At 70.4% G+C, this 24,273-nt stretch carries 23 protein-coding genes; 6 read left to right on the top strand and 17 right to left on the bottom strand.

Features of this window, described 5'->3' with window-relative positions; all coding sequences use genetic code 11:
• Positions 1-9 precede the first annotated feature (9 nt).
• From IPJ59_RS14940 to IPJ59_RS14930, 3 genes are all read right to left on the bottom strand, one after another.
• Entirely contained in the window at positions 10-1,509 is a 1,500-nt protein-coding gene (locus IPJ59_RS14940) for a CoA-acylating methylmalonate-semialdehyde dehydrogenase (protein WP_293272226.1), read from the bottom strand.
• An 81-nt stretch (positions 1,510-1,590) separates the two neighbouring features.
• Positions 1,591-2,499 (bottom strand): class I SAM-dependent methyltransferase, encoded by a 909-nt coding sequence (locus IPJ59_RS14935; protein ID WP_293272225.1) that lies wholly within the window; start codon positions 2,497-2,499, stop codon positions 1,591-1,593.
• Between the two features lie 93 nt (positions 2,500-2,592).
• Entirely contained in the window at positions 2,593-3,111 is a 519-nt protein-coding gene (locus IPJ59_RS14930) for a GNAT family N-acetyltransferase (protein WP_293262677.1), read from the bottom strand.
• A gap of 84 nt (positions 3,112-3,195) precedes the next feature.
• Here IPJ59_RS14930 and IPJ59_RS14925 point away from each other — a divergent pair, with 84 nt between their 5' ends.
• Positions 3,196-4,122, top strand: a complete 927-nt coding sequence (locus IPJ59_RS14925) for a DMT family transporter (protein WP_293262674.1) — start codon at positions 3,196-3,198, stop codon at positions 4,120-4,122.
• 11 nt (positions 4,123-4,133) lie between these two features.
• Here IPJ59_RS14925 and IPJ59_RS14920 read toward each other — a convergent pair whose 3' ends face one another.
• The 4 genes from IPJ59_RS14920 to IPJ59_RS14905 form a co-directional block, all read right to left on the bottom strand.
• The gene (locus IPJ59_RS14920) at positions 4,134-5,369 is read right to left on the bottom strand and encodes a hypothetical protein (RefSeq protein ID WP_293272224.1); all 1,236 of its coding nucleotides are present in this window, start codon (positions 5,367-5,369) and stop codon (positions 4,134-4,136) included.
• Between the two features lie 111 nt (positions 5,370-5,480).
• Positions 5,481-6,467, bottom strand: a complete 987-nt coding sequence (locus tag IPJ59_RS14915) for a hypothetical protein (protein WP_293262668.1) — start codon at positions 6,465-6,467, stop codon at positions 5,481-5,483.
• Between the two features lie 180 nt (positions 6,468-6,647).
• Positions 6,648-8,021: a dihydropyrimidinase gene (hydA, locus tag IPJ59_RS14910; RefSeq protein ID WP_293272223.1), complete on the bottom strand. Its 1,374-nt coding sequence runs from the start codon at positions 8,019-8,021 to the stop codon at positions 6,648-6,650.
• A 30-nt stretch (positions 8,022-8,051) separates the two neighbouring features.
• Positions 8,052-8,918: a nitrilase-related carbon-nitrogen hydrolase gene (locus IPJ59_RS14905; protein WP_293262662.1), complete on the bottom strand. Its 867-nt coding sequence runs from the start codon at positions 8,916-8,918 to the stop codon at positions 8,052-8,054.
• 297 nt (positions 8,919-9,215) lie between these two features.
• Here IPJ59_RS14905 and IPJ59_RS14900 point away from each other — a divergent pair, with 297 nt between their 5' ends.
• The 4 genes from IPJ59_RS14900 (at position 9,216) to IPJ59_RS14885 (ending at position 14,771) form a co-directional block, all read left to right on the top strand.
• Positions 9,216-10,124, top strand: a complete 909-nt coding sequence (locus IPJ59_RS14900) for a hypothetical protein (protein ID WP_293262659.1) — start codon at positions 9,216-9,218, stop codon at positions 10,122-10,124.
• A 147-nt stretch (positions 10,125-10,271) separates the two neighbouring features.
• On the top strand, positions 10,272-11,231 hold the full coding sequence (locus tag IPJ59_RS14895; RefSeq protein ID WP_293262656.1) for a hypothetical protein: 960 nt from the start codon (positions 10,272-10,274) through the stop codon (positions 11,229-11,231).
• Between the two features lie 64 nt (positions 11,232-11,295).
• Positions 11,296-13,137, top strand: a complete 1,842-nt coding sequence (locus tag IPJ59_RS14890) for a UbiD family decarboxylase (RefSeq protein ID WP_293272222.1) — start codon at positions 11,296-11,298, stop codon at positions 13,135-13,137.
• Positions 13,138-13,175: 38 nt separating this feature from the next.
• Positions 13,176-14,771 carry a glycoside hydrolase family 10-like protein gene (locus IPJ59_RS14885; RefSeq protein ID WP_293272221.1) on the top strand — a complete coding sequence of 532 codons (1,596 nt, stop codon included), beginning with the start codon at positions 13,176-13,178 and terminating at the stop codon, positions 14,769-14,771.
• 4 nt (positions 14,772-14,775) lie between these two features.
• Here the strand turns inward: IPJ59_RS14885 and IPJ59_RS14880 are convergent, their stop codons facing one another.
• The 4 genes from IPJ59_RS14880 to IPJ59_RS14865 form a co-directional block, all read right to left on the bottom strand.
• Entirely contained in the window at positions 14,776-15,300 is a 525-nt protein-coding gene (locus IPJ59_RS14880; RefSeq protein WP_293272220.1) for a hypothetical protein, read from the bottom strand.
• A gap of 53 nt (positions 15,301-15,353) precedes the next feature.
• On the bottom strand, positions 15,354-16,028 hold the full coding sequence (locus IPJ59_RS14875; RefSeq protein ID WP_293272219.1) for a hypothetical protein: 675 nt from the start codon (positions 16,026-16,028) through the stop codon (positions 15,354-15,356).
• Positions 16,029-16,047: 19 nt separating this feature from the next.
• The gene (locus tag IPJ59_RS14870) at positions 16,048-16,617 is read right to left on the bottom strand and encodes a hypothetical protein (protein ID WP_293262640.1); all 570 of its coding nucleotides are present in this window, start codon (positions 16,615-16,617) and stop codon (positions 16,048-16,050) included.
• 412 nt (positions 16,618-17,029) lie between these two features.
• Positions 17,030-17,329 carry an STAS domain-containing protein gene (locus IPJ59_RS14865; protein ID WP_293272218.1) on the bottom strand — a complete coding sequence of 100 codons (300 nt, stop codon included), beginning with the start codon at positions 17,327-17,329 and terminating at the stop codon, positions 17,030-17,032.
• Between the two features lie 227 nt (positions 17,330-17,556).
• Between IPJ59_RS14865 and IPJ59_RS14860 the strand changes: the two genes are divergently transcribed.
• Complete coding sequence (locus tag IPJ59_RS14860; RefSeq protein ID WP_293272217.1) at positions 17,557-18,657, top strand: hypothetical protein; 1,101 nt, start codon at positions 17,557-17,559, stop codon at positions 18,655-18,657.
• Positions 18,658-18,662: 5 nt separating this feature from the next.
• Here the strand turns inward: IPJ59_RS14860 and IPJ59_RS14855 are convergent, their stop codons facing one another.
• The 6 genes from IPJ59_RS14855 to IPJ59_RS14835 all read right to left on the bottom strand — a co-directional run bounded on the left by IPJ59_RS14855 (position 18,663) and on the right by IPJ59_RS14835 (position 24,256).
• A complete protein-coding gene (locus IPJ59_RS14855) occupies positions 18,663-19,466 on the bottom strand; it encodes an SDR family oxidoreductase (RefSeq protein WP_293272216.1) in 804 nt (267 codons plus the stop codon).
• A gap of 55 nt (positions 19,467-19,521) precedes the next feature.
• The gene (locus IPJ59_RS14850) at positions 19,522-21,318 is read right to left on the bottom strand and encodes an AMP-dependent synthetase/ligase (protein WP_293262625.1); all 1,797 of its coding nucleotides are present in this window, start codon (positions 21,316-21,318) and stop codon (positions 19,522-19,524) included.
• A 35-nt stretch (positions 21,319-21,353) separates the two neighbouring features.
• On the bottom strand, positions 21,354-22,508 hold the full coding sequence (locus tag IPJ59_RS14845) for an acyl-CoA dehydrogenase family protein (protein ID WP_293272215.1): 1,155 nt from the start codon (positions 22,506-22,508) through the stop codon (positions 21,354-21,356).
• A 106-nt stretch (positions 22,509-22,614) separates the two neighbouring features.
• Positions 22,615-23,481, bottom strand: coding sequence for a beta-keto acid cleavage family enzyme (locus IPJ59_RS14840; protein ID WP_293272214.1), 867 nt, complete (start codon positions 23,479-23,481; stop codon positions 22,615-22,617).
• A gap of 306 nt (positions 23,482-23,787) precedes the next feature.
• A complete protein-coding gene (locus tag IPJ59_RS37760; protein WP_366524592.1) occupies positions 23,788-23,952 on the bottom strand; it encodes an addiction module protein in 165 nt (54 codons plus the stop codon).
• Positions 23,953-24,010: 58 nt separating this feature from the next.
• Entirely contained in the window at positions 24,011-24,256 is a 246-nt protein-coding gene (locus IPJ59_RS14835) for an addiction module protein (protein WP_293272213.1), read from the bottom strand.
• Between the last annotated feature and the right edge of the window lie 17 nt (positions 24,257-24,273).

The following is a 24,273-nucleotide window of genomic DNA, read 5'->3' as shown; positions in this document are numbered from 1 at the left end:
GCCTTATGTTCAGGACATCCAGGTGGCGTCTTTGCTGAGGGACCAGCGCGAGGTGAGCTTGCGCGGGCGGGTCCAGAAGCGGAAGCCGTCGTAGCCGGTGAGGTCGCCCTGGCCGAACAGGCTGTCGTTCCAGCCGCCGAAGCCGAACGGTTCGCGGGGCACGGGGACGCCGACGTTGACGCCGCACATGCCGGCCTGGAAGCGCTCGATGCAGTGGCGGGCGACGGCGCCGGAGCTGGTGAAGATCGAGGCGGCGTTGCCGTAGGGGCTGGCGTTCTCGATGGCGATCGCCTCGTCGACGCTGCGGGCGCGGATGATCGAGAGCACCGGGCCGAAGATCTCCTCGCAGCCGGCGGGCATCTCGGGGCGGACGTGGTCGAGGATCGTGGGGCCGACCCACCAGCCCTTGCCGCCTGGTGCGGCGACGCGGCGGCCGTCGACCAGGACCTTCGCGCCGAGCTGCTCGGCGCCGTCGATGTAGCGGTGGATGCGGTCGACGGCGGCGCTCGAGATGACGGGGCCCATGTCCTCGCCGAGCTTGAGCTTGCGGGTGATGCTGGCGATCTGGTCGATGATCGGCTGGATCTCGCCGACGGCGATCATGAGCGAGGCGGCCATGCAGCGCTGGCCGGCGCAGCCGTAGGCGGACGCGACCACGGTGGTCGCGGTGAGCTCGGGGTCGGCGTCGGGGACGACGAGGAGGTGGTTCTTGGCGCCGCCGAGGCAGAGCATGCGCTTGCCGAGGGCGGCGCCGCGGGCATAGAGGAGCTTGGCGACCTTCGTGGAGCCGACGAAGGCCATCGCCTTGACGTCCGGGTGGTCGACGAGCGCCTCGACGGCGGGCTGGCTGCCGTTGACGGTGTTGAACACGCCGTCGGGGAGGCCGGCCTCCTGCAGCAGGCTGGCGAGCTTGAGGGCGCCGTAGGGGACGACCTCGGAGGGCTTGAGGACGAAGGTGTTGCCGGCCGCGAGCGCCTGCGGGAGCATCCACAGCGGGACCATCACGGGGAAGTTGAAGGGGACGACGCCGGCGCACACGCCGAGGGGCTCGTGGGTGGTGCTGCAGTTGATGCCGCGGCTGACGTCGAGCTGTTCGCCCTGGGCCATGTTTTCGAGGGAGAGGCCGAACTCGAGGCATTCGATGCCCTTGAGCACGTCGCCCTTGGCCTCGGGGAGGACCTTGCCGTTCTCGTGCGAGACGAGCCAGGCGAGCTCGTCGAGGTCGCGCTCCATGAGGGCCTTGAGGCGGAACAGGACCTGGACGCGCTCCTTGAGCGGGGTGTCGCGCCACGCGGGGAAGGCGGCCTTGGCGGCCGCGACGGCGCGGGCGACGTCGGCGGCGCCGGACAGCGCGACGTGGCCCATGACCTCGGCGTGGCGCGGGTTGTAGACCGGGAGGGTCTCGCCCGAGGCGGCGGGCGTCCAGGCGCCGGCGATCCAGTTGGGGCAGGGGGCGTAGGGGGCGAAGTCGTGGCTGCGCGCTGGGAACGGCGGGGCGGGCGATGGCATGGCGGCTGGAGGGTTTTACTGCCGATGAGGGGCGGGTGGCTAGAGCTCTTGCTCGCCGCATGAGTCGTCGACCGGCGTCGCTCAGCGGGGTTTGCGGGCGACCAGGCCGCACATGAGCGGGAGGTCGGGGGCGCCGGGGGGCATGGCGAAGCGGCGGCCGGGGAGGGGGCGCATGTTGTCGAAGATCTGGCAGCCGTTGGCGTGGGGGTAGTCGCGCAGCTGCTCGAGGACCAGGCCGGCGCGGAGCACCGCGCTGACCCAGTCGGCGATGGTCCACTGGAACTCGTGGCAGGGCTCGGGGTTGTGGAAGTCGGCGACGCCGGGTTGCCAGCCGGAGGGGGCGAGCAGCGGGCCGGAGGCGGCCACGTAGTCGCCGACGCCGGTCTGGTTGACGGTGGGCTGGCCGCGGCCGAAGTAGGGGTAGGCGGGGCGCAGCTGCTCGTCGAAGATGAAGGCGATCGGGTGGAACTCGAGGAGGACGAGGCGGCCGCCGGGGCGCAGGCTCGCGGCCACGCCGGCGGCCCAGAGCTCGAGGTCGGACAGCCAGGGCAGGGCGCCGTAGCTGGCGAAGGCGAGGTCGAAGCGGGGCGTCGCGGCGGCGAGGAAGTCGTAGATGTCGGCGCGGATGAAGCTCGCCGGGAGCCCGGCGGCCGCGGCGAGGGCGGTGGCGCGGGCGATCGCCTCGTCGCTGATGTCGACGCCGGTGACGCGGGCGCCGAGCTGGGCGAGCGAGAGCGTGTCCTGGCCGACGTTGCACTGCAGGTGCAGGAGATCGAGGCCGGCGAGCGGGCCTGTCTCGGGGGACATGTCCGGAGGGACATGGTTCTCGGGCCATGTGGCGGTATCGACGCCGAGCAGGGCGAGCTCGTCGGGGAACAGGGTGTGGCCGCCGGCGCGCAGGAAGGCGGCCTGGTCGCGCTTGTGGCTGTCGTGGGCCGGGATGACGAGGTTCCAGGACCGGCGGTTCTGCTCGTGGGCGTCGCGTCGCACACGGGCAGGGTAGCTCAGCGCAGGGCGGGGCGGATCATGGCGACGCGGCACTCGCTGGCGAGTCCGGCGGCGGCCTGTGGCGACGCGTCGTACTCAGCGCAGGGCGGGGCGGATCATGGCGACGCGGCACTCGCTGGCGAGTCCGGCGGCGGCCTCGATGGCGACGATCTCCTGCAGCAGCTCGGCCTGCGGGGGGGCGCTGGCGGGGTCGAGGAAGTCAAAGCCGAGGCGGGTGTAGAGGGCGATCGCCCAGCGGGCGCGGCGGTAGGCGACCAGCGAGACGTGGGTGCACTGCGGGTCGGCCTGGGCGGCGGCGAGGGCCTGGCGGGCCAGCGCGAGGCCGACGCCGCGACGTCGGTGCTCGCGGTGGACGGCGATCTCCTCGAGGTGGAGGAAGGGGCCGCGGGTGTAGTAGCTGGCGTAGCCGATCGGGAGGTCGTCGTCGCAGGCGAGCAGCACGGTGGTGTACTTGAGCAGCTGGCGTATCTCGGCCTCGCTGCGCGGGTCGATCTGCGCGGGCGAGAAGCCGGCCTCGTAGTAGAGCTCGGTCGCCGAGCGCTCGATGCCGTGGAGCGCGGGCAGGTCGTGCAGGGTCGCCGGGCGGAGCAGCATCACCGGGCAAGGGTCGCGCGCCGCTGCGCGGGCGAGCGAGCGGCATCTGGACCGCGGCGGACGGCGGGTGTACACGCGTCGCCGATGGCCGGGGGCGATCGATCGGACGACACGCTGACGCGCGGGCGGGCGCTGGCGCTGGTGGCGATCGGGGCGGCGGTGATCAGCGTGACGGCGCTGTTCGTGAAGTGGATCTCGCTCGGGCCCTCGGCGATCGGGGCGTACCGCTGCGGCTTCGCGGCGGCGGCTCTCGGGGCGTGGGTGGTGGTCGCGCGCGGGCGTACGCCGGCGACGGCGGCGACGGGGGCCTCGGGTCGGGCGTGGTTGTACGCGGTCGCGGCGGGGGCTTGCTACGCGGGCGATCTGTACGTGTGGCACCGCAGCATCCTGCTCTCGGGCACCGGGCTGGCGACGCTGCTGGCGAACACGCAGGTGTTCTGGGTCGCGCTGCTGTCGGCGCTGCTGCTCGGCGAGCGCCTCAGCTGGCGGCTGGCGCTGTGCGCCGGGTTGGCGCTGCTCGGGGTGGTGTTGCTGGCGATCCCGGGGATCGCGGCGAGCCCCTTGCATTTGCATGGGATCGGGCTCGGGCTGGCGACGGGGGTGTTCTACGCGGGCTACTACCTGTGTCTGCGAGCGAGCCAGCGTGAGGTCCGGCGGCTGTCGCTGGCGGCGAATCTCTGGGTGACCTGCGCGGTGGCGGCGGTGCTGCTGTTCGCGGCGGCGGCGGTCACGGGCGAGTCGATCCCGTGGCCCGGGGGGCGCGACCTCGGGCTGCTCTTGCTGCTCGGGGTCGGCGCGCACGTCGGCGGCTGGGTCGCGATCTCGCGGGGGATGACGGTCGTGCCGGCGGCGACCGGCTCGCTGCTGTTGCTGCTGCAGCCGGTGCTGGCGACGATCTGGGGCGTCGTCGTGTTCGCCGAGCCGTTCGGCGGCTACGAGGTCAGCGGGACCTTGCTGTCGCTGGGGGCGATCTACGCGGCGATGCTGACGCGCGCGCCGGGCCCCCGCTGAGGGGGAGGTGATCAGTCTTTTTTAAACAGCTCGCCGGTGAAGGAGAAGCCGAGCACCAGCAGGGGGATGCCTTGGTTTATCTCCTGGCCGGTGCGGTAGCGGTGCTTGACCCACCACTGGGCGAGCAAGTAGAGCGTGGGCCGCATGAAGCGCTTGGCGGGGCGGTCCTTGAAGGTGTAGGCGATGAGCGGGCCGACGCGGGCGTGGTCGTTGCTGTTGCTCTTGACGTCGCCGGGCTCGTAGACGCTGTCCGGGTAGAACATGTGGAAGTAGGTCGCGCGCACGCCGGCGGTGAGGCGGATCTTCTGGTTGATGTAGAGGATGTCGCTGTCGTTGCCGAGCAGCCAGCCCTGGGCCGGGGCCATGACGTCGTGGCGGAGGTCGTAGAAGACGTCGTTCTTGCCTGGCAGCTTGATCAGGTTGTGGAAGAAGGTCAGCTCGTTGCGGACGGCGATCGGGCCGAACTTGAACTGCAGGAGGGCGCTGAGCTCGGCCTGGCCGCCGTAGGTGCTGAGGCCCTGCTTGGCCTCGGAGCGCTCCTTGATCGTCTCCCAGCTGAAGTCGTCGTTGGGCGAGTCGAAGGCGTGGGCCTTGAACTCCTGCGAGCCGAAGTAGGAGATGAAGTAGTAGCTGGCCTTGAGGTGGAGGATCGCCAGCGGGACCAGCTCGGCCGTGCCGCCGAGGCGGATGATCGAGGGCGCGAAGCTCGGGGTGAGGCCGATGCCGAAGTGGGTGTCGTCCCACAGCTTGCCGTGCCGCGTGGTGAGGCGGCGGTGGTACATGAAGCTGACGCGGTCCTCGACGCCGAGCGGGTTGAAGCGGGCGACGAGGGTGTTGGCGTAGATGATGCGGTGACGCGGCTGGAGCTCGGCGGTCTTGGGGACGGCGACGTCATCGGGCATGTCGTCGGGCATGCCAGGGATCGCGGCGGAGGCGGTGGGGGTCGGCTCGGCGGGGCTGGCCGCAGGGACAGGTTCGCTGGGGCTGGCCGATGGGACAGGTTCGGCGGGGCTGGCCGTAGGGACAGGTTCGGCGGGGCTGGCCGTAGGGACAGGTTCGCTGGTGGGCGCGGGGGTGGGCGCGGGTGCTGGTGCTGGTGCCGGTGTGGGGGCGGCGGTGGGGGCTGGTGCGGTTGTCGGCGCGGCGGTGGGCGCTGGTGCCGCCGGTGTCTGCGCGTGGGCGTCCGGGGCGAGGAGTTGGAGGAAAAGGAGTGTGGAGAGGGAGCAGCGAGCCCAGGAGGGGAACATCGAAGCAAATGTCGCACGTCGTCATTCGTGCGTACACAGCGAAGTCATGTCGTGTATGTCTCTTGAGACAGGTCTTTTGGGTCCTGCGATGGTGCGGAGCTGCGGGTCGGGCTACGTCCGGCGCCACAGTTCGCCGGTGAAGGAGAAGCCGAGGATGAACATGGGCAGGGCCTGGCTGACCTCCTGGCCGGTGCGGTAGCGGTGCTTGACCCACCACTGGGCGGCGAAGAACAGGGTGGGCTTGGTGAAGCGGCGTTCGGGGCGGTCCTTGAAGGCGTAGGAGATCAGCGGGCCGATGCGGGCGTGGTCGTTGTTGCTGTTGCTCTTGACGTCGCCGGGTTCGTAGGCCGCGTCCGGATAGAACACGTGGTAGTAGGTCGCGCGCACGCCGGCGTTGAGGCGCAGCTTGGTGTTGACGTAGACGAGGCTGGAGTCGTTGCTGAGGAACCAGCCCTGGTTGGGGGCCAGGATGTCGTGGCGGATGTCGTAGTAGACATCCTGGCCGGGGGGCAGCTTGATCATGTTGCGGAAGAAGATCACCTCGTCGATGAGGGCGATCGGGCCGAACTTGACCTGGAAGAGGGCGGAGAGCTCGGCCTGGCCGCCGTAGGTGTTGATGCCCTGCTTGGCGTCGGCGCGGGCCTTGATGGTGGCGGGGCCGTAGTCGTCGGTGGGCGAGTCGAAGGGGTGGGGCTTGAAGCTCTGGCCGCCGTAGTTGCCGACGAAGTAGTAGCTGGCGCGCAGCTGGAGGATCGCCAGCGGGACCAGCATCACGGTCGGGCCGACGCGGGTGATCGTCGGGGCGAAGGTCGGGGTGATGCCGATGCCGAAGTAGGTGTCGTCCCAGAGCTTGCCGGTGCGGGCGCTGAGGCGGCGGCGGTACATCAGGGCGAAGCGGTCCTCGAGGCCGAGCGGGTTGACCCGGACGACCAGGGTGTTGCTGTAGATGAGGCGGTGGCGCGGCGCGGGCTCGGCGGCGGGGGCCGGCTGTGGTCCTACCGGCGGCGCGGGCGGGGTGCTCGGGGCCGACGTCGCGGGCTGCGGCGCTGCAGCGGTCGCGGTGGCGAGGGGCGTGAGGCCCAGCCAGGGGACGAGCACGAGGGACCAGAGGGGCCGAGCACGCGGGGTTGTCATGATCCCGCGGACTGTCGCATGCAGCGACGCGCGTGGACATCACGAATTACCGCGCATTGTCCGTCGTCTCGTTCTGGAAACGGCAATCGCGGCGGCGGACTCGGGCCTCGTTCGGCTGTCCTGAAGGTCAGGTTGGCTTCCTGGTCAGGTGCGATGGAGATAGCGACCCGCGCCGCGTTCGACGCGGAGGTCGCCGTGCTTGAATTGGAGGCGGCCGGCGACGATGGTGTGGGTGACGGCGCCCTGGATGGCGAAGCCCTCGAAGATGTTGCGGTCGCAGTTGTGGCGGTGGGTCGCGGCGGAGATGGTGCTGCGGGGGGTGGGGTCGTAGACGAAGAGGTCGGCGTCGGAGCCGACGAGGATGGCGCCCTTGCGCGGGTAGAGGCCGAAGATCTTGGCGGGGCGGGTGCAGCAGGTGTCGACGAACTGCTGCAGGGTGAGGCGGCCGGCGGCGACGCCGTAGGTGTACATGAGCGGCATGCGGTTCTCGATGCCGGCGGCGCCGTTGGGGATCTTGGTGAAGTCGTGGAGGCCCATGCGCTTCTGGTCGTGTTGCCGGAAGGGGCAGTGGTCGGTGGCGACGGTGTGGATGAGGCCGCAGCCGAGGGCGCTCCACAGCACGTCCTGGTGGCCGATCGGGCGGATCGGCGGGCTCATGACGTAGGCGGCGCCCTCGAAGTCGGGCTTGTCGTAGACGCGGTCGTCGAGGAGGAGGTACTGCGGGCAGGTCTCGACGTAGACGAGCTGGCCCTCCGCGCGGGCGCGGGCGACGGCCTCCATCGACTCGCGGCAGGTGAGGTGGACGATGTAGATCGGCTGGCCGGCGCACTTGGCCAGCATGATGGCGCGGTTGGTGGCCTCGCCCTCGACCCACGAGGGGCGGCTCTCGGCGTGGTAGTGCGGGGTGGTCTTGCCGGCGGCGACTAACTTGCGCTGGAGCGCCTGGACGGCGAGGCCGTGCTCGCAGTGGGCGGTGACCAGGGCGCCGAGGCTGGCGGCGGTGTCGATGACGCCGATCATCTCGTCGTCGTCGACGCCGATGGCCCCGGTGTAGGCCATGAAGACCTTGAAGGAGCTGATGCCGTCCTCGGCGTGGACCTGGCGCATCTCCTTCTCGACCTGCTCGCCGTACCAGGTGACGGCCATGTGGAAGCCGTAGTCGGCGACGGCCTTCTTGGCGTTGTTCATCCAGAAGTCGCGGGCCGCGAGCAGGCTCTGGTTGCGGTTGGGGATGATGAAGTCGAGGATCGTGGTGGTGCCGCCGGCGACCCCGGCGGCGGTGCCGGTGAAGAAGTCGTCGGCGGAGACGGTGCCCATGAAGGGCAGCTCCATGTGGGTGTGGGCGTCGATGCCGCCCGGGAACACGTACTGGCCGGAGGCGTCGATGACCTCGCTGCCCTGCGGCACCGACAGTGACGGACCGATCGCGGTGATCTTGCCGTCCTCGCAGTAGATGTCGGCGACGTACTGGTCGAGGGCGGTGACGATGGTTCCGTTGCGGATGACGACGCCGGGCATGGAGCTGTCCTTTGGTTCAGGTTGATGCGATCAGGGGCGGACCAGGTCGGCGTAGGCGTCGGGGCGGCGGTCGCGGTAGAACTGCCAGGTCTGGCGGACCTCGTCGATCATGCCGAGGTCGAGGTCGGCGACCACGAGCTCGTCGTTGTCCTCGCTGGCCTCGGCGATGATCTGGCCGCGCGGGTTGACGAAGTAGCTGGTGCCGTAGAACTTGCCGATGTTCCACGGGGCCTCGGTGCCGACGCGGTTGATGGCGCCGACGAAGTAGCCGTTGGCGACGGCGTGGGCCGGCTGCTCGAGCTTCCACAGGTACTGGCTGAGGCCGGCGACGGTGGCGCTGGGGTTGAACACGATCTCGGCGCCGTTGAGGCCGAGGGCGCGGGCCCCCTCGGGGAAGTGGCGGTCGTAACAGATGTAGACCCCGATGGTGGCGAACTGGGTGCGGAACACCGGGTAGCCGCCGTCGCCGGGGCGGAAGAAGTACTTCTCCCAGAAGCCGGCGGTCTGGGGGATGTGCTGCTTGCGGTACTTGCCGAGGTAGGTGCCGTCGGCGTCGATGACGGCGGCGGTGTTGTAGTAGACCCCGCGCATGTGCTCCTCATAGAGCGGCACGACGATCGCCATGCCGAGCTTCTTGGCCAGCTCGGCCATGAGGTGGGTGGTGGGTCCGGGGATCGTCTCGGCGGCGGCGTACCAGCGGCGGTCCTGGCCGGGGCAGAAGTAGGGGCCGTTGAAGATCTCCTGCAGGCAGAGGATCTGCACGCCGCGGGCGGCGGCGGCCTCGATGAAGGGGATGTGCTTGTCGAGCATCGCCTGCTGGATCCTGGCCACGGGGACGCTCTCGTCGTTGATCGGGTTGCTGCACTGGACGAGGCCGCAGCGGACGGTCGGGCTCATGAGTTTCTCCTCGGGGGCAAGCTCGCGACTCTATCCAAGCGGGGTTGCAGGAGCAAGACAGCGGCGATCGGGAGGCCGATCGGGAGGCACCTGGTGTCCTCATCGCGGCGCTGACAGGCTGGGGCTGGCCTGGTTGGTCGTGTTGCTTGACGTCTGGCTTGCATGTCGCCAGGCTCCGGCGGTACTACCTACGCTGTCCTGCCCGCCCGGAGGACAGCCTCCTACCCGTACCTGGGTACCTGCCGTCTGCCGCGTGGCACTCAAAAAACTCTGCCCTGATCTCCTGGAGAACCCCCGATGAACCGCTTCAAGCTTGCTTCCCTGTGTCTTAGCGCCCTCGCCCTGATCGCCATGCCCGCCTGCGGTGACCGCACCAACGGCACCTCGGACTCGGAGGGGTCGACGGGCCAGGGCGGCAGCACGAGCAGCGGGGAGACCCCGACGACCACCGACCCGACCACGCCGACCTCGACCGAGCCGCAGACCAGCGGCACCGGCACGGGCGGTGAGACCGACGCGATGACGACCGAGCCCACCTCGAGCACCGGCGAGGTGTGCCAGGACGTGATGCTGGGCCAGCCGAACGACGCCACGTGCGCTGACGTCACCGGCTGTGGCTGCGCCTCGGGCAAGTGCTTCGTGGTGCCGATCCTCGGCGGCTTCTGCGGCGAGTGCCTCAACGACGCGGACTGCAACGGCGGCGGCTGCACCGTGCCGAACCCGATCGCCAAGGTCGGCTCGACCTGCAACGGCGGCGAGCCGGGCGCTGGCTGCGAGACGAACGACGTCTGCACCGACCCCGCCAACCTCAACTGCGGCACCCTGCTCGAGGTCATGGGCATCATCAAGGTGGCGACCTGCGGCGAGTGCTCGACCAACGCCGACTGCGTCGACCCGGCCCTGCCCAACTGCACGCCCACCTACGACGTCGAGAAGTTCACCGGCAAGTACGTGTGCGCCGCGGACGCGAGCGTCCCGAACGCCGAGGGCTGCAATCTGGCCGACGACGGCAACGGCGACCCGATCGGCAACGTGGCCTGCATGTCGGGCTTCTGCGGCGACGCGACCGTCATGGATCTGCTCCACGTCGGCGTGTGCGGCGAGTGCAACAGCAACGCCGACTGCCCGGTCGACAAGCCCAAGTGCAACGACGCGCAGGTCGACCTCAACGCGGCGGCGCTGGTCGCTGCGTTCTGCAGCAAGTGAGCCCGACGGGTCGCGTCGGGCCCCGGTGCCCGCGCGTGGCCTGAAGCTGCCTCTGGAGACGGCGCTCGTTCACGGGCGCCGTCTTCTTCGTTCGTGCAGGCCGTCCTCGCCTTGCGGCGGGGGCGGACGGTGTGCGAGCCTGCCGGGATGCGTCGCGCTCTCGTGGTCTGGTTGCTGGCGTCGGGCTGTGTCGATCGAACGCTCGGGGGCGACGGCGCGGACGGCAGCAGCGCCGGTGAGGTCACGGGGAGCGGGGACGACGGGACGCCGACCAGCGGGCCCGTGACCGTGACGGTGACGACGGCCGACCCGAGCGCGCCGGGGACGAGCGACCCGACCACCGTGTCGACCTCGACCTCGACCACCAGCCCGCCGGACCCGACGATCACGACCTCGCCGACGACGGTGACGACGACGACCAGCACCACGGATGTCACGGCCTCGGCGAGCGACACGGACAGCCTGTGCGGCGACCCGCCGGGGCTGCCGAACAACGCGAGCTGCACCGACCCGACCGGCTGCGGCTGCGCCTCGGGCAAGTGCTTCGTGGTGCCGATCCTCGGCGGCTTCTGCGGCGAGTGCCTCGGCGACGCCGACTGCAGCCCGGGCGGCTGTACCCCGCCGGACCCGGTCAACGGCATCGGCAGCCGCTGCAACAAGGGCGAGCCAGGGGCCGGCTGCGAGAGCGACGCGGTGTGCAGCGACCCGCAGCACCCCCATTGCGCGCCAGTGCTGGTGGTGCAGGGGATCCTCGACGTGTCGACCTGCAGCGCGTGCAAGACCAACCTCGATTGCCCGCCCGCGGCCCACAACTGCACGCCGATCTACGACATCCCGAACTTCACCGGGCTGCTCGAGTGCGTGGCCGACGGGGCCATCCCGAACGGCGCCGGCTGCAACCTCAGCGACAACGGGCAGGGCCAACCGATCGGCGACGAGGCCTGCGCGTCGGGGCTGTGCGGGACGGCCAACGTGATGGGGCTGCTGGATGTCGGGGTGTGCGGCGAGTGCCGCAGCAACGCGGATTGCCCGCCGAACCTGCCGCAGTGCAGCGACCCGCAGGTCGACCTCAACGCCGGGGTGCTGATCCCGGCGCAGTGCTTCTGACGCGGGGATCGACGGTCGCGGGCGAGGGCGCGAGGCGGCCGTCCCGAGTATGCTCGCGGCGCGCATGACCGCCTACCGATCACTCCGCCACTGCGTCGACGACCTTGAGCGCCACGGCCACCTGCGCCAGGTGGAGGTCGAGATCGACGCGCGGCTCGAGGCGGCGGAGATCCAGCGGCGGGTGTACCAGGCGGGCGGCCCGGCGCTGCTGTACACGCGGGTCAAGGGCTGCGCCTTTCCGATGGTCAGCAACCTGTTCGGCAGCATGGAGCGGATGCGCTTCATGTTCCGCGGGACGCTGGCGGGGGTGCGCAAGCTGGTGGAGCTGCGCACGGACCCGGGCGCGCTGGCGCGGCGGCCGTTTCGCTACGCGGGGCTGCCCTTGCTCGGGCTGCGCATGCTGCCGTGGGCGCGGCGCGGGGGCCCGGTGCTGGCGCACGAGACGACGATCTCGCGGCTGCCGCAGGTGGTCTCGTGGCCGGATGACGGAGGGGCCTTCATTACGCTGCCGCAGGTCTACTCGGAGGATCCAGACGCGCCGGGCTTCGCCCGTTCGAACCTCGGGATGTACCGCGTGCAGCTGTCGGGCGGGCGCTACGAGCCGGAGCGGCAGATCGGGCTGCATTATCAGATCCACCGCGGGATCGGTGTGCACCACGCGGCGGCGATCCGTCGCGGCGAGCGGCTGCGGGTCAACATCTTCGTCGGGGGGCCGCCGGCGCTGACGGTGGCCGCCGTGATGCCGCTGCCCGAGGGCCTGCCCGAGCTGGCCTTCGCGGGGGCGCTCGGCGGACGGCGGGTGCGGATGGTGCGGATGGCGCCCAGGGGTGACAGCTTGCCGTTCGCGGGCGACGCGGACTTCGTGATCACGGGGACGATCGATCCGTCGCTGCGTCTGCCCGAGGGGCCGTTCGGCGACCACCTCGGCTACTACAGCCTGACCCACGACTTCCCGGTGCTGGCGGTCGAGCACGTGTACCACCGCAGCGACGCGATCTGGCCGTTCACGACGGTGGGCCGGCCGCCGCAGGAGGACACCGCGTTCGGGCAGCTGATCCACGAGATCACGGGGCCGGTGATCCCGGCGGTGTTGCCGGGCATCAAGGCGGTGCACGCGGTCGACGCGGCCGGGGTGCACCCGCTGCTGCTGGCGATCGGTAGCGAGCGCTACGTGCCCTACGCGCCGCGCCGCCAGCCGCAGGAGCTGCTCACGCTGGCGAGCGCGGTGCTCGGGCAGGGCCAGATGTCGCTCGCCAAGTATCTCCTGATCTGCGCCCACGAGGACGCGCCGGGGCTCGATATCCACGACATCGCGGGCTTCCTGCGGCACCTGCTGGCGCGGGTCGACTGGCGGCGTGACCTGCACTTTCACACGCGCACGACGATCGACACGCTCGACTACTCGGGCAGCGGCTTTAACGAGGGCTCGAAGCTGGTGATCGCGGCGGTCGGCGAGCCGCTGCGCAGCTTGCCGGTGGAGGTGCCGGCGGAGCTGCGCCTGCCAGAGGGCTTCACGGCGCCGCGGCTGTGCTTGCCGGGTGTGCTGGCCGTGCGGGCGCCTGGGCACGCGAGCCGGCCGGCGGCGGGGCGCGAGTTCTGTGCGGCGCTGGACGAGCGGGCGGCGATCAATGCGTTCCCGCTGGTCGTGCTGGTGGACGACAGCGAGTTCGTGGGCCGGACGCTGAACAACTTTCTGTGGGTGTGCTTCACCCGCAGCAACCCGGCGGTGGATGTCGATGGCATCGGGGCGGAGACCGTGCACAAGCACTGGGGCTGCCGCGGCAGCCTGGTGATCGACGCGCGGATCAAGGGCCAGCATGCGCCGCCGCTGGTCGAGGATCCCGCGGTGTCGCGGCGGATCGACGCGCTGGCGGCCGCGGGCGGGCCCCTGCACGGCTTGTTCTGAGCGCTTGCCCGATCGCGCGGGCGCGGCTATCAGGGGGGATGAGACACGCAGTCTTGATCCTGGCCAGCACGACGCTGTGGGCCTGCTCCGATGATGTGATGACGGGGAGCGAGGGTTCGGGCGGGAGCTCCACCGCGGCGGGGCCGACGACGACGCAGAGCACGGCGCCGACGAGCGGGCCGGCGGCGAGCAGCGGGGACCTGTCCGAAGGGACATCCCCGGGCGAGGCGAGCACGAGCGGCGGGCCGATGCAGGACCTGGTGCCGGTCGGTCACACCCGGGAGCTGCGGGCGGTGTGGGTGGCGAGCGTGGGCAACATCAACTTCCCGAGCGCGCAGGGGCTCGGGGTGGCGGAGCAGCAGGACGAGCTGCGCCAGATCTTCGACGGGGTGGCGGCGGCCGGGCTGAACACGATCATCTTGCAGGTGCGGCCCGAGAGCGACGCGCTGTACGCCTCGGCGATCGAGCCGTGGAGTCGCTACCTCACCGGCACCCAGGGGGAGGACCCGGGCTTTGATCCGCTCGAGTTCGCGGTCGCCGAGGCGCACCTGCGCGGGCTCGAGCTGCACGCGTGGTTCAACCCCTACCGGGCCAAGGCCAGCGCCGGCTCGGCGGTCGCGGACAATCACATCTCCAAGAAATATCCCGAGTACGCGTATTCGTATGACGCGTTCCTGTGGATGGACCCGGGCGCGCAGGTGGTGCAGGACCAGCTGGTGGCGGTGATCTCGGACGTGGTGACGCGCTACGACGTCGACGGGGTGCACTTTGACGACTACTTCTATCCCTACCCGAGCGGGGAGGCGTTCCCGGACGACGCGACCTACGCGGAGTATCAGGGCGGGGGCGGGCAGCTCGAGCTCGGCGACTGGCGGCGCGACAACGTCAATCGCATGGTGAAGCGGGTCGGCGAGACGGTCGCGGGGCTGCGGCCGAGCGTGCGCTGGGGCATCTCGCCGTTTGGTATCTACCGACCGGGCACGCCGCCGGGGATCTCCGGGCTCGACCAGTACGCCGAAATTTACTCGGACCCGCTGAAGTGGATGAAGGAGGGCTGGCTCGACTACCTGGCGCCGCAGCTGTACTGGCCGAGCACCCAGACGGCGCAGGCGTACGGGGCGCTGATCGAGTGGTGGTCGAGCATCGCCAGCGACGGGCGGCATATCTTCGCTGGCAACTATCTGAGCAAGATCGGCAGCGAGGCGAAGTGGTCGCTGGATGAGTTCCAGACCCAGATCGAGCTCAGCCGCGAGTACGCGGATCAGGGCTCGCAGGGCAACATCTTCTTTCACGTCGGGCCGATCCTCGACAACAGCGAGGGCATCACCGATCTGCTGACCGGCGAGCTGTATGCGCAGCCGGCCCTGACGCCGCCGATCGCGGCGCTGCTGGGCGAGAGCGTGGACCCGCCGGTGGTCGAGCTGGTCGACGCGACGGCGCAGCTCAGTCATGCCGACCCGGCGAGCCTGCGCGCGTGGGTGGTGTACAAGGCGGAGGGGGAGGGCTGGGCGATCGAGCAGATCACGCCGGCGACGCAGGCGAGCGTGGCGCTGCCGGGGTCGGGGACCTGGGCGATCAGCGCGGCGAGCCGCGGCGGGGTCGAGAGTATGGGGGTGCGCGTCGTGGTGCCGTGAGCTGTCAGGGCGCCGGGCCCAGGATCGCGGTGACGCGATAGTCCCAGGAGAATGGCGCGATGTTGTCGGCCTCGCTGCCCTCGATGATCGTCAGGAAGTAGTCGCCCTCGACCGCCGCCGGGACCTCGATCTCGCGGTCGCCGTTGTCGAGCTCGCGTAGCACCACGCCGGGCTCGAGGCGCGTCTCCGACTCGGGCACGCTGCAATTGCTGGAGGGGTCCTGTCCGAGCAGCTCGCGCCCGCCGGGTCCGTGCACGCGAAAGGCGGGGCAATTCTCGTATTGCAGATCGGCGAGCGTGAACACCAGCAATTGGTCGGGGCCGGCCGCGACCACGAAGACGTCGGGGTTGCCCTGGTTGGCGCGGCCCTCGATGGCGTCCCCGGGGCTCAGGCGCGTCGCCTCGGTGAAGTCGTCGTTGGGCTCGAGCGCGTCGTCGTCTCGCGCGTCGACACAGCCGGTGAGGAGCAGAGTGGCCAGCGGCAGCGCCAGGCGGCGTCTGGCGGCGGCGTCGTGAACTGCTCCATGCATGGGTGCACGATAGGTCGTGCCTGCGGCGGCCTGTCACGCAAAGGTTGCAGTGCCTATTGTGCACTCGTCCACTGCGAGGCGAAGCGGGCGCGGGCCGCCTCCATCTCCGGGGACACGGGCTTCTCGCCGGGGAAGCCGGTCACGAGCAGCCAGGCGCCCGTTTGGCTGGTTTGGCGATAGAAGGGCGGCGAATCATCGGCCCCGACGAGCGCGACGATCTCCGGTGTGGCCGCGCGCAGCGAGGCCTCGCTGGCGAACTCGAAGACCAGCAGCCAGACGCGCGGGGTGGTCGCGGTGAAGGCCTGATAGGAGCGCACGCCGTGGGTCGCCAGGGCCGCGGGCGACAGCGGGTGGTCGAGCTTCACGACCATGTTGTCGGCGATGCGCAGGCGGCTCTGCGGGGTTCCGGTCAGCATCGCGGGCGTGGTCGGCAGGGCTGGTGGGTGCGTGGACACGGGCGGCTCGGGCACGGGGGCGGGTGTCTCTGGCGTGTGGACGGGGGTCGCCGGCCGTGGGGTTTCGACCGGCGCAGGGGCGGCGCCGCAGGCAGCGACGAACAACGCGAGGATCGGGCTCCGGGGTGGCACCGACCGAGCATACCCGTTGTGCAGCGGACTGGTGCCCCAGTCGCGCGGGAAGGCCTTGCCGAGGATCGGCAGGCCCGCGGCCTGCAGCACCTGCATCCACATCGAGGTGCCGCTGCGCTTGGTGCCGGAGACGAAGATCATCGGGGCTCTGGGCGCGAGGCTACGGGCACGCGACGTCCAGCGCGTCAGACTGGTCCACGCATACCGGATCGGGACCTGTGAACTCCGCACAGCTGAGCGCGGAGAGGCAGACCAAGAACTCCTCGTAGGCCTGCACGCAGTCGGGCCCGTAGGAGGCTTCGTAGTTCATGAGCGCGTCGGCACAGTACTTCGCGGCCATCACGCCCGCCCCCATATCGTAGCACTCGGTGACCTTCGCCCCATAGGAGACGCATGCCGGGGGGGTCTCGACGCCGCCGGTGGTGGAGTCGCCGGTGGTGGAGTCACCGGTGGTGGCGTCGCCGGTGGTGGCGTCGCCCGTGCTGCCGGTGGCGCTGCCCGTGCCCGAGCTGGTCGGTGTGTCGCCGGTGGTCCCGTTCGCCGTCGAGGTGCCCCCGGTGTCACCCGTGGAGGCCGGCTCCGTGCTCGTTGTGTTCCCTGTCGTCGTGTCCGTGTCGGAGTCCTTACACCCCGGCACCGCCGCCAGCAGACCCACCGCCACCAAGCCCCCCTGTAACCCGAACCAGTCGTCCATGATCTGACAGTAGGTGGGTTTGCCGAGGCGTGTCAAACAGATTTCGTCTCGGGCCCTGCGCGTGATCGGGTCCCACGGCGAAGCCTGGCGGAGGCAGGCGCATCCGCGAGCTCACAGCTCCGCGTCGCTGGTTTGCGACCGCTGCGTCGCGTGGCGGACGCGGGCGATGTCTTCGACTGGGGTAAGTAACTCGCCGTCTCCTACGTCGGTCGCGGCGCGGAGGTGCGAAGCTTGACCAATCGCAGTACGTTGGGCGGACCTGGGCGGTAATCGACCTCATCCATGCAGGTCCGCATGAGGAAAGGCCCTGGGGAGCAGGCGAGGGTGACCGCTCCGCGACCGCCTGACCGCCAGGCCCGCCCAGGCCATCCGCAGCCCACGCCAGCGGGGAGATGGCGGTACCCAAGCGTCGCGGGCACACGTAGGCCGATCATGCCGCTGACCCGAGCTACACGGGGAAGACGCGATCGAGGCGCAACAGGCGGAAGATCGCCCGAGGCTGATCGCGGAGCCCGACGATCTTGACCTGCCCGCCGTTGGCGCGGATGCGCTTGAATAGCGAGACGATCACGCCGACACCGGAGCTGTCGATCAAGCGCAGGGATGACAGTTCGAGGGTGACCGACTGTCGCCTTTCATTGACCAGCTGATCCACAACCGTGCGGAGCTCAGGCGCCGTCATAACGTCGAGCGTGCCCTCGATTGTAAGGATCGTCTCGTCGCCGGTGTGTTCAACATTGTATTTCATCTCCGCCATCGTCTCCCCACTCAGTGCCCGAGTCTATACCAGCCCTCGGGGTCGTCGCCAGACTTGAGGCGCAGCAGGTAGGCGCGGCCGCGCGCTCACAGCTCCGCGGCCCTGCCGGGCACAAGCGCTGTGGCGCGAGGCTCGACCATGGGGGCGCCCCGGGTATCGGCTTGCGCGAGGCGTTGATTCAGGCTCGAACGGGGCGAGGCCGGGTTACCCTGCGGGCGATGGGGACCGTCACGGTGTGGGGGCGCTGGGACTGCACTCGCTGCAGCCGGCGTGACATCAGCGGCGAGGAGCAGCGTTGCCCCGAGTGCGGTGACCCGCGGGAGCAGCACGAGCTCGACGCGATGCGTCCGCCCGACGAGGCCGCGTTTGCGAAGGAGGCGATCACCGCGCCCGAAGTGCTGGCCGCGGCGCTCGGCGGGGCCGACTGGTCGTGTGGCTTCTGCGGGTCGAACAACCGGGCCGGCGCGGCGACCTGCCACAGCTGCGGGGGCGCTCGCGGCCAGGCGAAGTCGTCCGGCAAGACCGGGGACGTCGCGGCCGAGGTCGCCCCCGTGGCGCCGCCGAAGCGGCGCGCCTCGTGGTTCAAGCGGATCGCGCTGGGCGGCGCGCTCGGGGCCGGCGGCCTGGCGGTCTGGGGCTTCATCGATCACGAGGTCGCGGGCAGCGTGTCGCGCCTGCAATGGCAGCACACGACCCACCTCGAGCGCTGGCAGGACCTGAGCGCGGGGGACTGGCAGACGGCGGTGCAGGCCAGCGCGGGCAGGCCACCGATCGCGGGCGAGGGGGCGATCCCCGGGGTCCGGATCACGAGTTGTTATCCGAAACACCACCACGACGAGACCTACGATTGCGGGAGCGAATCTTACGAGGACCGGGAATCCTACGCCTGCGGCGAGACCCAGGAATGCAGCACCGAGCGCAACGGCAACGGGTCGTTCACCCGGACCTGTCACGGCGTCCCCAAGCAGTGCACGCGATCGGTGACGCGCACGCGGACCAAGCATTGCACGCGCCCGGTCGACGCGACCTGGTGCGACTATATCACCCAGGCGTGGGCGCCCGTTCGCAGCGAGGTGATCGCGGGCGAGGGGCACGGGGGGCTGCGCTTCGCCCTGCTCGCGCCAAACGGAGATGACGAGCGGATCACGCAGGAGGGCGAGTACACGGTGGTGTTTCGCTACGGCGCCGACGGTGCGCTGCATACAGAGAAGGTGCCGAGGCCGGAGTACGACGGCTGGGAGGTCGGCGACGCGGTGGTGGTGGTGGTCGAGCGCCTGGGCGGGGTGGTCGAGGTGCGCCGGGCCGGGGCGCGCCGCTGAGGGGGTCAGCCGCGGATCTTGTAGATCATGCGGAGGATCGCCGCGAACAGGCGCCAGGGCAGGAGATGCTTGAGGACGATCGACCACCGCTGCAGCGGCATGCCGACCGGGTAGCGAAGCTGGGGGCGGGCGACGCGGAGGGCGTGCTCGACGACGCGGGCGACGTCGCGGGGGTCGGGGCCGCGGCGCTCGTCGGCGATCATGACGGCGAGGCTTCGCTCGAGTTGGTGCTGATAGATCGACGCGTCGCCGCTGGCGCGGACCATGGTGCGGGCGTCGGTGAAGCCGGTGTGGAAGTCGCCGGGTTGGACCAGGACGACGCGGATGCCGGAGCCGTGGAGCTCGTGCGAGAGGGCCTCGCCGAGGCCCTCGAGGGCGAACTTGCTGGCGCAGTAGATGCCCTGGAAGGGCAGGGCGATCGCGCCGCCGATGCTCGAGATGATGATGACGCGGCCCCGGCTGGCGCGCAGGGCGGGCAGGGCGGCGCGCAGGACCCGGTGGGCGCCGAAGAAGTTGGTGTCGAACTGCTGCTGCGCCTCGCTGACGCTGGTGTCCTCGATGGCGCCGGCGAAGCCGATGCCGGCGCTGTGGACGATCGCGTCGAGCTGGCCGGCGCGCGCGAGGATCACGGCGAGCGCGTGCTCGACCGAGGCCTCGGAGGTGACGTCCATGGCGACGAACTCGAACGGCACCTGGCCAGGCGGCGGTCGCCGGCTGGTGCCGAACACGTGGTAGCCGCGGTGGGCGAGGTGGACGGCGCAGGCGAGGCCGATGCCGGACGAGGCGCCGATGACGGCGACGGTGGTCATGCGCCTGGCTCGAGCCCGGCGATGGTGGTGATGGCGCTGCGCATCGCGCATGTCGTCATTCGCCGGGGCCGGCGTACATCCCCTCGATGTACTCGGACCAGTTCTTGTCGATGACGCGGCGCTTGAGCTTGAGTGTCGGGGTGAGCTCGCCCTCGGCCTCGCTGAGGCTGCGGGGCAGGACGCGGAACTTTCGCACGTGTTCGACGCGGGCGAATTCCTCGTTGGCCTTGTCGACCCAGGCGCTCAGCTCGGCGAGCACGGCGGGGTGTTCGTGGGGGGCCGTGCTTTCGCCGCCGCCGTGGTGGCCGCGCTCGGCGAGCCAGGCGGCGACGGCCGGGGCTTGCAGGGTGATGAGGGCGCTGATGAAGCGGCGGCGGTCGCCGATGATGACGGCCTCCTCGACGAGCGGGTGCTGCTTGAGGGCGGCCTCGATGTTCTTCGGGGCGATGTTCTTGCCGCCGGCGGTGATGATGATCTCCTTCTTGCGGCCGGTGATGTGGAGGTAGCCCTCGGCGTCGAAGGAGCCGAGGTCGCCGGAGTGCAGCCAGCCGTCGATGAGGGTCTCGGCGGTGGCGGCGGGGTCCTTGTAGTAGCCCTTGAAGACGTTCTTGCCGCGGACGAGGATCTCGCCGTCCTCGCCGAGGCGGACCTCGACGCCGGGGATCGGCTTGCCGACGGAGCCGAAGCGGGTGTTGCCGGGGAAGTTGGTGGAGGTGGGGCCGGTGTCCTCGGACTGGCCGTAGACCTCGTGGACGACGAGGTCGAGGCCGCTGAAGAACTCGAGCACCTCGCCGGAGATCGGCGCGGCGCCGGACGAGCAGACCTTGACGCGGCCGAGGCCGAGGGCGGTCTTGAGCTTGCGGAACACGAGGCGCTGGGCGAGCGCGTATTGCAGGCCGAGCAGGCTGGGGATCGGCGCGCTGCGGTTGCGCAGCGCGTGGACGCGGCGGGCGACGCCCATGGCCCAGTTGATCAGGTGCTTCTTGGTGCCGGTGACCTGGGCCAGCTTGCCGCGCACGGCGGCGTGGAACTTCTCCCAGATCCGGGGCACGCCGAAGAAGATCGTCGGCTGGACCTCCTTGAGGTTCTCGGGGACCTTCTCCAGCGACTCGGCGAAGTAGACCTGATTGCCGAGGATGACCGGGCCGTAGAGTGAGATGAGCTGCTCGGCGATGTGTGACAGCGGGAGGTACGACAGCATGCTGTCGTCCGGGCTGAACTTCATCATCGAGGTGACGGAGTCGGCGGTCCACAGGACATTGAGGTGGCTGAGCATCACGGCCTTGGGCGGGCCGGTGGTGCCGGAGGTGTAGATATAGGTCGCGGTGGCGTCCTCCGGGATGTCGCGGACGCGCTCGTCGACGGCGCTGTCGGGGGTGGCGTCGCCGCGGGCGAGGAACTGGTCCCAGGAGAGGGCGAGGGGGTCGTCGACGGTGGCCCCCTGCATGAGCACGACGTGGCGCAGCTGCGGCAGGCGGTGGCGCTCCTGGGCGACCTTGGCGAACTGGGCGGCGTTCTCGACGAGCACGACGGCGGCCTCGGCGTGGTGGATGATGTATTGCACCTCGCTGGGCGAGCAGGTGGTATAGATGCCTGCGGGGGCGCCTGCGGCGGCCTGGGTGCCGAGGGCGAAGGCCGACCATTCGAGGCGGTTGTAGCCGAGGATACAGGTGGTGTGGCCGGGCTGGACGCCGAGGGCGATGAGGGCGCGGGCGATGCGGCGGACCAGCTGGGTGTACTGGCGCCACGAGAGGGTCTGCCAGGCGCCGTCCTTGCGCGAGTGGGTGGCGGGCCTGTCGGGGTGGGCGACGCCCTGGGCGAAGAAGCGGGAGGGGATGGTGTCTGCGGCCACGAGCGGTTGCCTGCTTGTCAGAGGTTATGGTGGGATCACCAGCCGAGCTGGCGGGAGGCGAGGTCCTTCATGATCTCCTCGGCGCCGCCGCCGATCGCTAGCACCTTGGTCTCACGGAAGATCCGCTCGACCCGGGTGCCGCGCATGTAGCCGGCGCCGCCGAGGATCTGCACGCCCTCGCGGGCGCAGTGCTCGACGCAGCTGGTGGCGGCGTTCTTGAGCATGCACAGCTGGGCGATCGGCCACTCGCCGGCGTCGACGCGGCGGGCCAGATCGTACAGCCAGCAGCGGACTGGTTCGATGCGGGTGAGCATGTCGACCAGCTTGTGGCGGATGACCTGGCGGGTGATCAGCGGCTTGCCGAAGGTCTCGCGCTCGCGGGCCCACGCCAGGGCGTCGTCGTAGCAGACCTGGGCGAAGGCCACGGCCATCGCCGCGAGCATCAGGCGCTCGCGGTTGAAGTTCTGCATGATGCCGAGGAAGCCGTGGTCTTGCTGACCGAGCAGGTTGCGGGCGGGGACGCGGCACTCGTCGAAGTAGAGGGCGGCGGTGTCGGAGCACCACCAGCCCATCTTCTTGAGCGGGGTGCGGGTGAGGCCGGGGGAGTCGCCGTCGACGACGAGCAGGGAGATGCCGCCGAGGCCGGGGCCGCCGGTGCGGACGGCGACGGTGATGAGGTCGGCGCGCATGCCCGAGGTGATGAACATCTTGCTGCCGTGGACGACGAAGTGGTCGCCCCCGGCGTCGGTGGCCCGGCGCGCGGTGGTGCGGAGATTGGCGACGTCGGAGCCGCCGGAGGGTTCGCTGATGGCGAGGGCGGCGATCTTGCGGCCGGCGAGGACATCGGGGATCAGGCGCTGCTTCTGCTCGTCGCTGCCGAGGTTCACGATCGGCGGCAGGCCGATGCCGTGGCTGAGCAGGCCGGCGATGAGGCCACCGGCGCCGGTGCGCGCGAGCTCCTCGCAGGTGTGGATCACGCTGATGCTGTCGCCGGGGCTGCCGCCGTAGGCCTCCGGGAAGCCGAGGCCGAGCAGGCCGAGCTCACCTGCCCGAAGGTACAGGTCGCGCGGGAACTCGGCGGCCTCCTCCCAGGCGTCGATGTGGGGCATCAGCTCGCGGTCGACGAAGCGGCGCAGGGTGTCGCGGAAGGCGGCGCGCTCGTCGTCCGTGATCGCGGGTGCGGGCGTCATGCGGGCCGCAGCGTAACATCCTCGGCGCGCAGCGGACGCACGATCACGGCGACGGGGGTCGCCGCGGAGGCCGGTGAAACGGCGTACTGCGCGGTGTGGCGGGGCTTCAGACGCCGAGGCCGAGGAGCTGACGGGCCTCGCTCGGGCTGGCGATCTCGCGGCCGGCCTCGCGGGCGGCGGCGACGATCGCCTCGATGAGGGCGCCGTTGTTCGGCGCGCGCGCGCCGTCGGGCAGGTAGAAGGTGTCCTCGAGGCCGGTGCGCAGGTCGCCGCCGAGCTCTGCGGCGCGGCGGTGCAATGGCCACACGTCCTCGCGGCCGATCGCGGTGACCTCCCAGCGGCAGCCGGGCTTGATGTGCTTGCGGAGGTAGGGCAGCAGCTCGGGGTCGCAGGGCATGCCGGAGGCGACGCCCATGACGAAGTTGTAGTGCGGGTGGTGGGCCAGGCCGACGTCGACGAAGAGGCCGACGGAGCGGACGATGCCGAGGTCGAAGCACTCGAACTCGGGCTGGGTGCCGCAGGCCTTCATGGCGTCGAGGAAGGCCTCGATCTTGGTGACCGGGTTATCGAACAGCATCGGCGGCCAGGCCCAGCTGCCGTCGGACTTGGCCTTGAGGTAGTTGAGGCTGCCGGCGTTGCAGGCGGCGATCTCGGGGCGGATCGCGTGCATGCAGGCGAGCGGGCCGGAGATGTCGTCGCCGACCACGCCGGTGGTCATGTTGAAGATGAGGTCCGGGCAGGCGGCCTTGATCGCGTCGCGCACGGCCTTGGCGACCTGCGGGTCCCAGGTCGGGAGGTAGCCGAGGCCGGGCTCCTGGTTGCGGAAGTGGACGTGCACGACCGAGGCGCCGGCGTCGCGGGCCTGCTTCGCGGCGACGGCGAGCTCCTCCGGCGTGACGGGGACGGGGTGCTGCCGGGGGTTGGTGAGCACGCCGGTGAGGGCGCAGGTGACGATCGCCTTGTCGGTGGTCATGGGGTCTCGGGTTCGTCGGGCGGATCCTGGCGTTGAGTGCAGCTCGCGTCCATGATAGGTGAACGCTCGATGCCGTGTCGACAATGTGGGGCGGGTGGCCCCGGTTCCCAGGCGGCCTCGATCATCGGGCCGCCGGGCGCCAAGGCCGCCTCTCGCAATCCCGAGGTCCAGCGGACCTCGTCACGCGATTGTTGACGCTTTGCGGGTGTGGTCGCGCGACCCGCTCGATGTCTCCTTGGGGCTGGTGATCGGCGTCGTCCGACAGCAGCAGTCGATATCGCATGCCGAGGACCGCCGTCGCAGCGCTCAATCATCCGAGCCGAAGATGCGAGCCTCGACCTCTTCCCAGGGGATGAGCTTCATCTTGCCCTCGTCGATGAGCTTGCGTCGGCGCTGGACCTCGGCGTACTGCGCGTCGTCGATGGCGGCGTCGCGAGCTGCGGCGTCCTCGAGGGTCTCGCGGGCTGCGATGCAGATCCTGGTGGAGGGACGCCTTCGGCGAGGATGAGGTCGCGGGTCCTGGATCGACCTACAGTCCGGAGGCGGGGAGTCGTGCGGCCGAAGAGCGGGCCCTGACCTCGTCCCAGGGACTGTACTTCATCAGGCCGGCGTCGATCAATTGGAGGCGGCGATCGAGCTCGGCGCGATGCGAGGCTTCGATGTCGGGGTGCATCGCTTCCTCGCCGTCGCTGTGCTCGAGGACCTCGAGCGCGAGGGCGCGGCGTTCCTCGATCGGGAGGCGCATGACTTCGGCGAGGAGGGCGTCGCGGGTCATGGATCGAAGCTAACACT

It is taken from the genome of Nannocystis sp. (genome assembly GCF_016714285.1).
Classification (GTDB): domain Bacteria; phylum Myxococcota_A; class Polyangia; order Nannocystales; family Nannocystaceae; genus Nannocystis.
Note: the sequence above shows the minus strand (reverse complement) of the source record. Positions and strands in the feature narration are given on the sequence as shown.

Coding starts and splice junctions, on each gene's coding strand:
- IPJ59_RS14940 (WP_293272226.1), bottom strand. CDS start 1,509: ATGCCATCGCCCGCCCCGCCGTTCCCAGCGCGCAGCCACGACTTCGCC.
- IPJ59_RS14930 (WP_293262677.1), bottom strand. CDS start 3,111: ATGCTGCTCCGCCCGGCGACCCTGCACGACCTGCCCGCGCTCCACGGC.
- IPJ59_RS14925 (WP_293262674.1), top strand. CDS start 3,196: ATGGCCGGGGGCGATCGATCGGACGACACGCTGACGCGCGGGCGGGCG.
- IPJ59_RS14920 (WP_293272224.1), bottom strand. CDS start 5,369: ATGTTCCCCTCCTGGGCTCGCTGCTCCCTCTCCACACTCCTTTTCCTC.
- hydA (WP_293272223.1), bottom strand. CDS start 8,021: ATGCCCGGCGTCGTCATCCGCAACGGAACCATCGTCACCGCCCTCGAC.
- IPJ59_RS14905 (WP_293262662.1), bottom strand. CDS start 8,918: ATGAGCCCGACCGTCCGCTGCGGCCTCGTCCAGTGCAGCAACCCGATC.
- IPJ59_RS14900 (WP_293262659.1), top strand. CDS start 9,216: ATGAACCGCTTCAAGCTTGCTTCCCTGTGTCTTAGCGCCCTCGCCCTG.
- IPJ59_RS14895 (WP_293262656.1), top strand. CDS start 10,272: ATGCGTCGCGCTCTCGTGGTCTGGTTGCTGGCGTCGGGCTGTGTCGAT.
- IPJ59_RS14890 (WP_293272222.1), top strand. CDS start 11,296: ATGACCGCCTACCGATCACTCCGCCACTGCGTCGACGACCTTGAGCGC.
- IPJ59_RS14885 (WP_293272221.1), top strand. CDS start 13,176: ATGAGACACGCAGTCTTGATCCTGGCCAGCACGACGCTGTGGGCCTGC.
- IPJ59_RS14880 (WP_293272220.1), bottom strand. CDS start 15,300: ATGCATGGAGCAGTTCACGACGCCGCCGCCAGACGCCGCCTGGCGCTG.
- IPJ59_RS14875 (WP_293272219.1), bottom strand. CDS start 16,028: ATGATCTTCGTCTCCGGCACCAAGCGCAGCGGCACCTCGATGTGGATG.
- IPJ59_RS14865 (WP_293272218.1), bottom strand. CDS start 17,329: ATGAAATACAATGTTGAACACACCGGCGACGAGACGATCCTTACAATC.
- IPJ59_RS14860 (WP_293272217.1), top strand. CDS start 17,557: ATGGGGACCGTCACGGTGTGGGGGCGCTGGGACTGCACTCGCTGCAGC.
- IPJ59_RS14855 (WP_293272216.1), bottom strand. CDS start 19,466: ATGACCACCGTCGCCGTCATCGGCGCCTCGTCCGGCATCGGCCTCGCC.
- IPJ59_RS14845 (WP_293272215.1), bottom strand. CDS start 22,508: ATGACGCCCGCACCCGCGATCACGGACGACGAGCGCGCCGCCTTCCGC.
- IPJ59_RS14840 (WP_293272214.1), bottom strand. CDS start 23,481: ATGACCACCGACAAGGCGATCGTCACCTGCGCCCTCACCGGCGTGCTC.
- IPJ59_RS14835 (WP_293272213.1), bottom strand. CDS start 24,256: ATGACCCGCGACGCCCTCCTCGCCGAAGTCATGCGCCTCCCGATCGAG.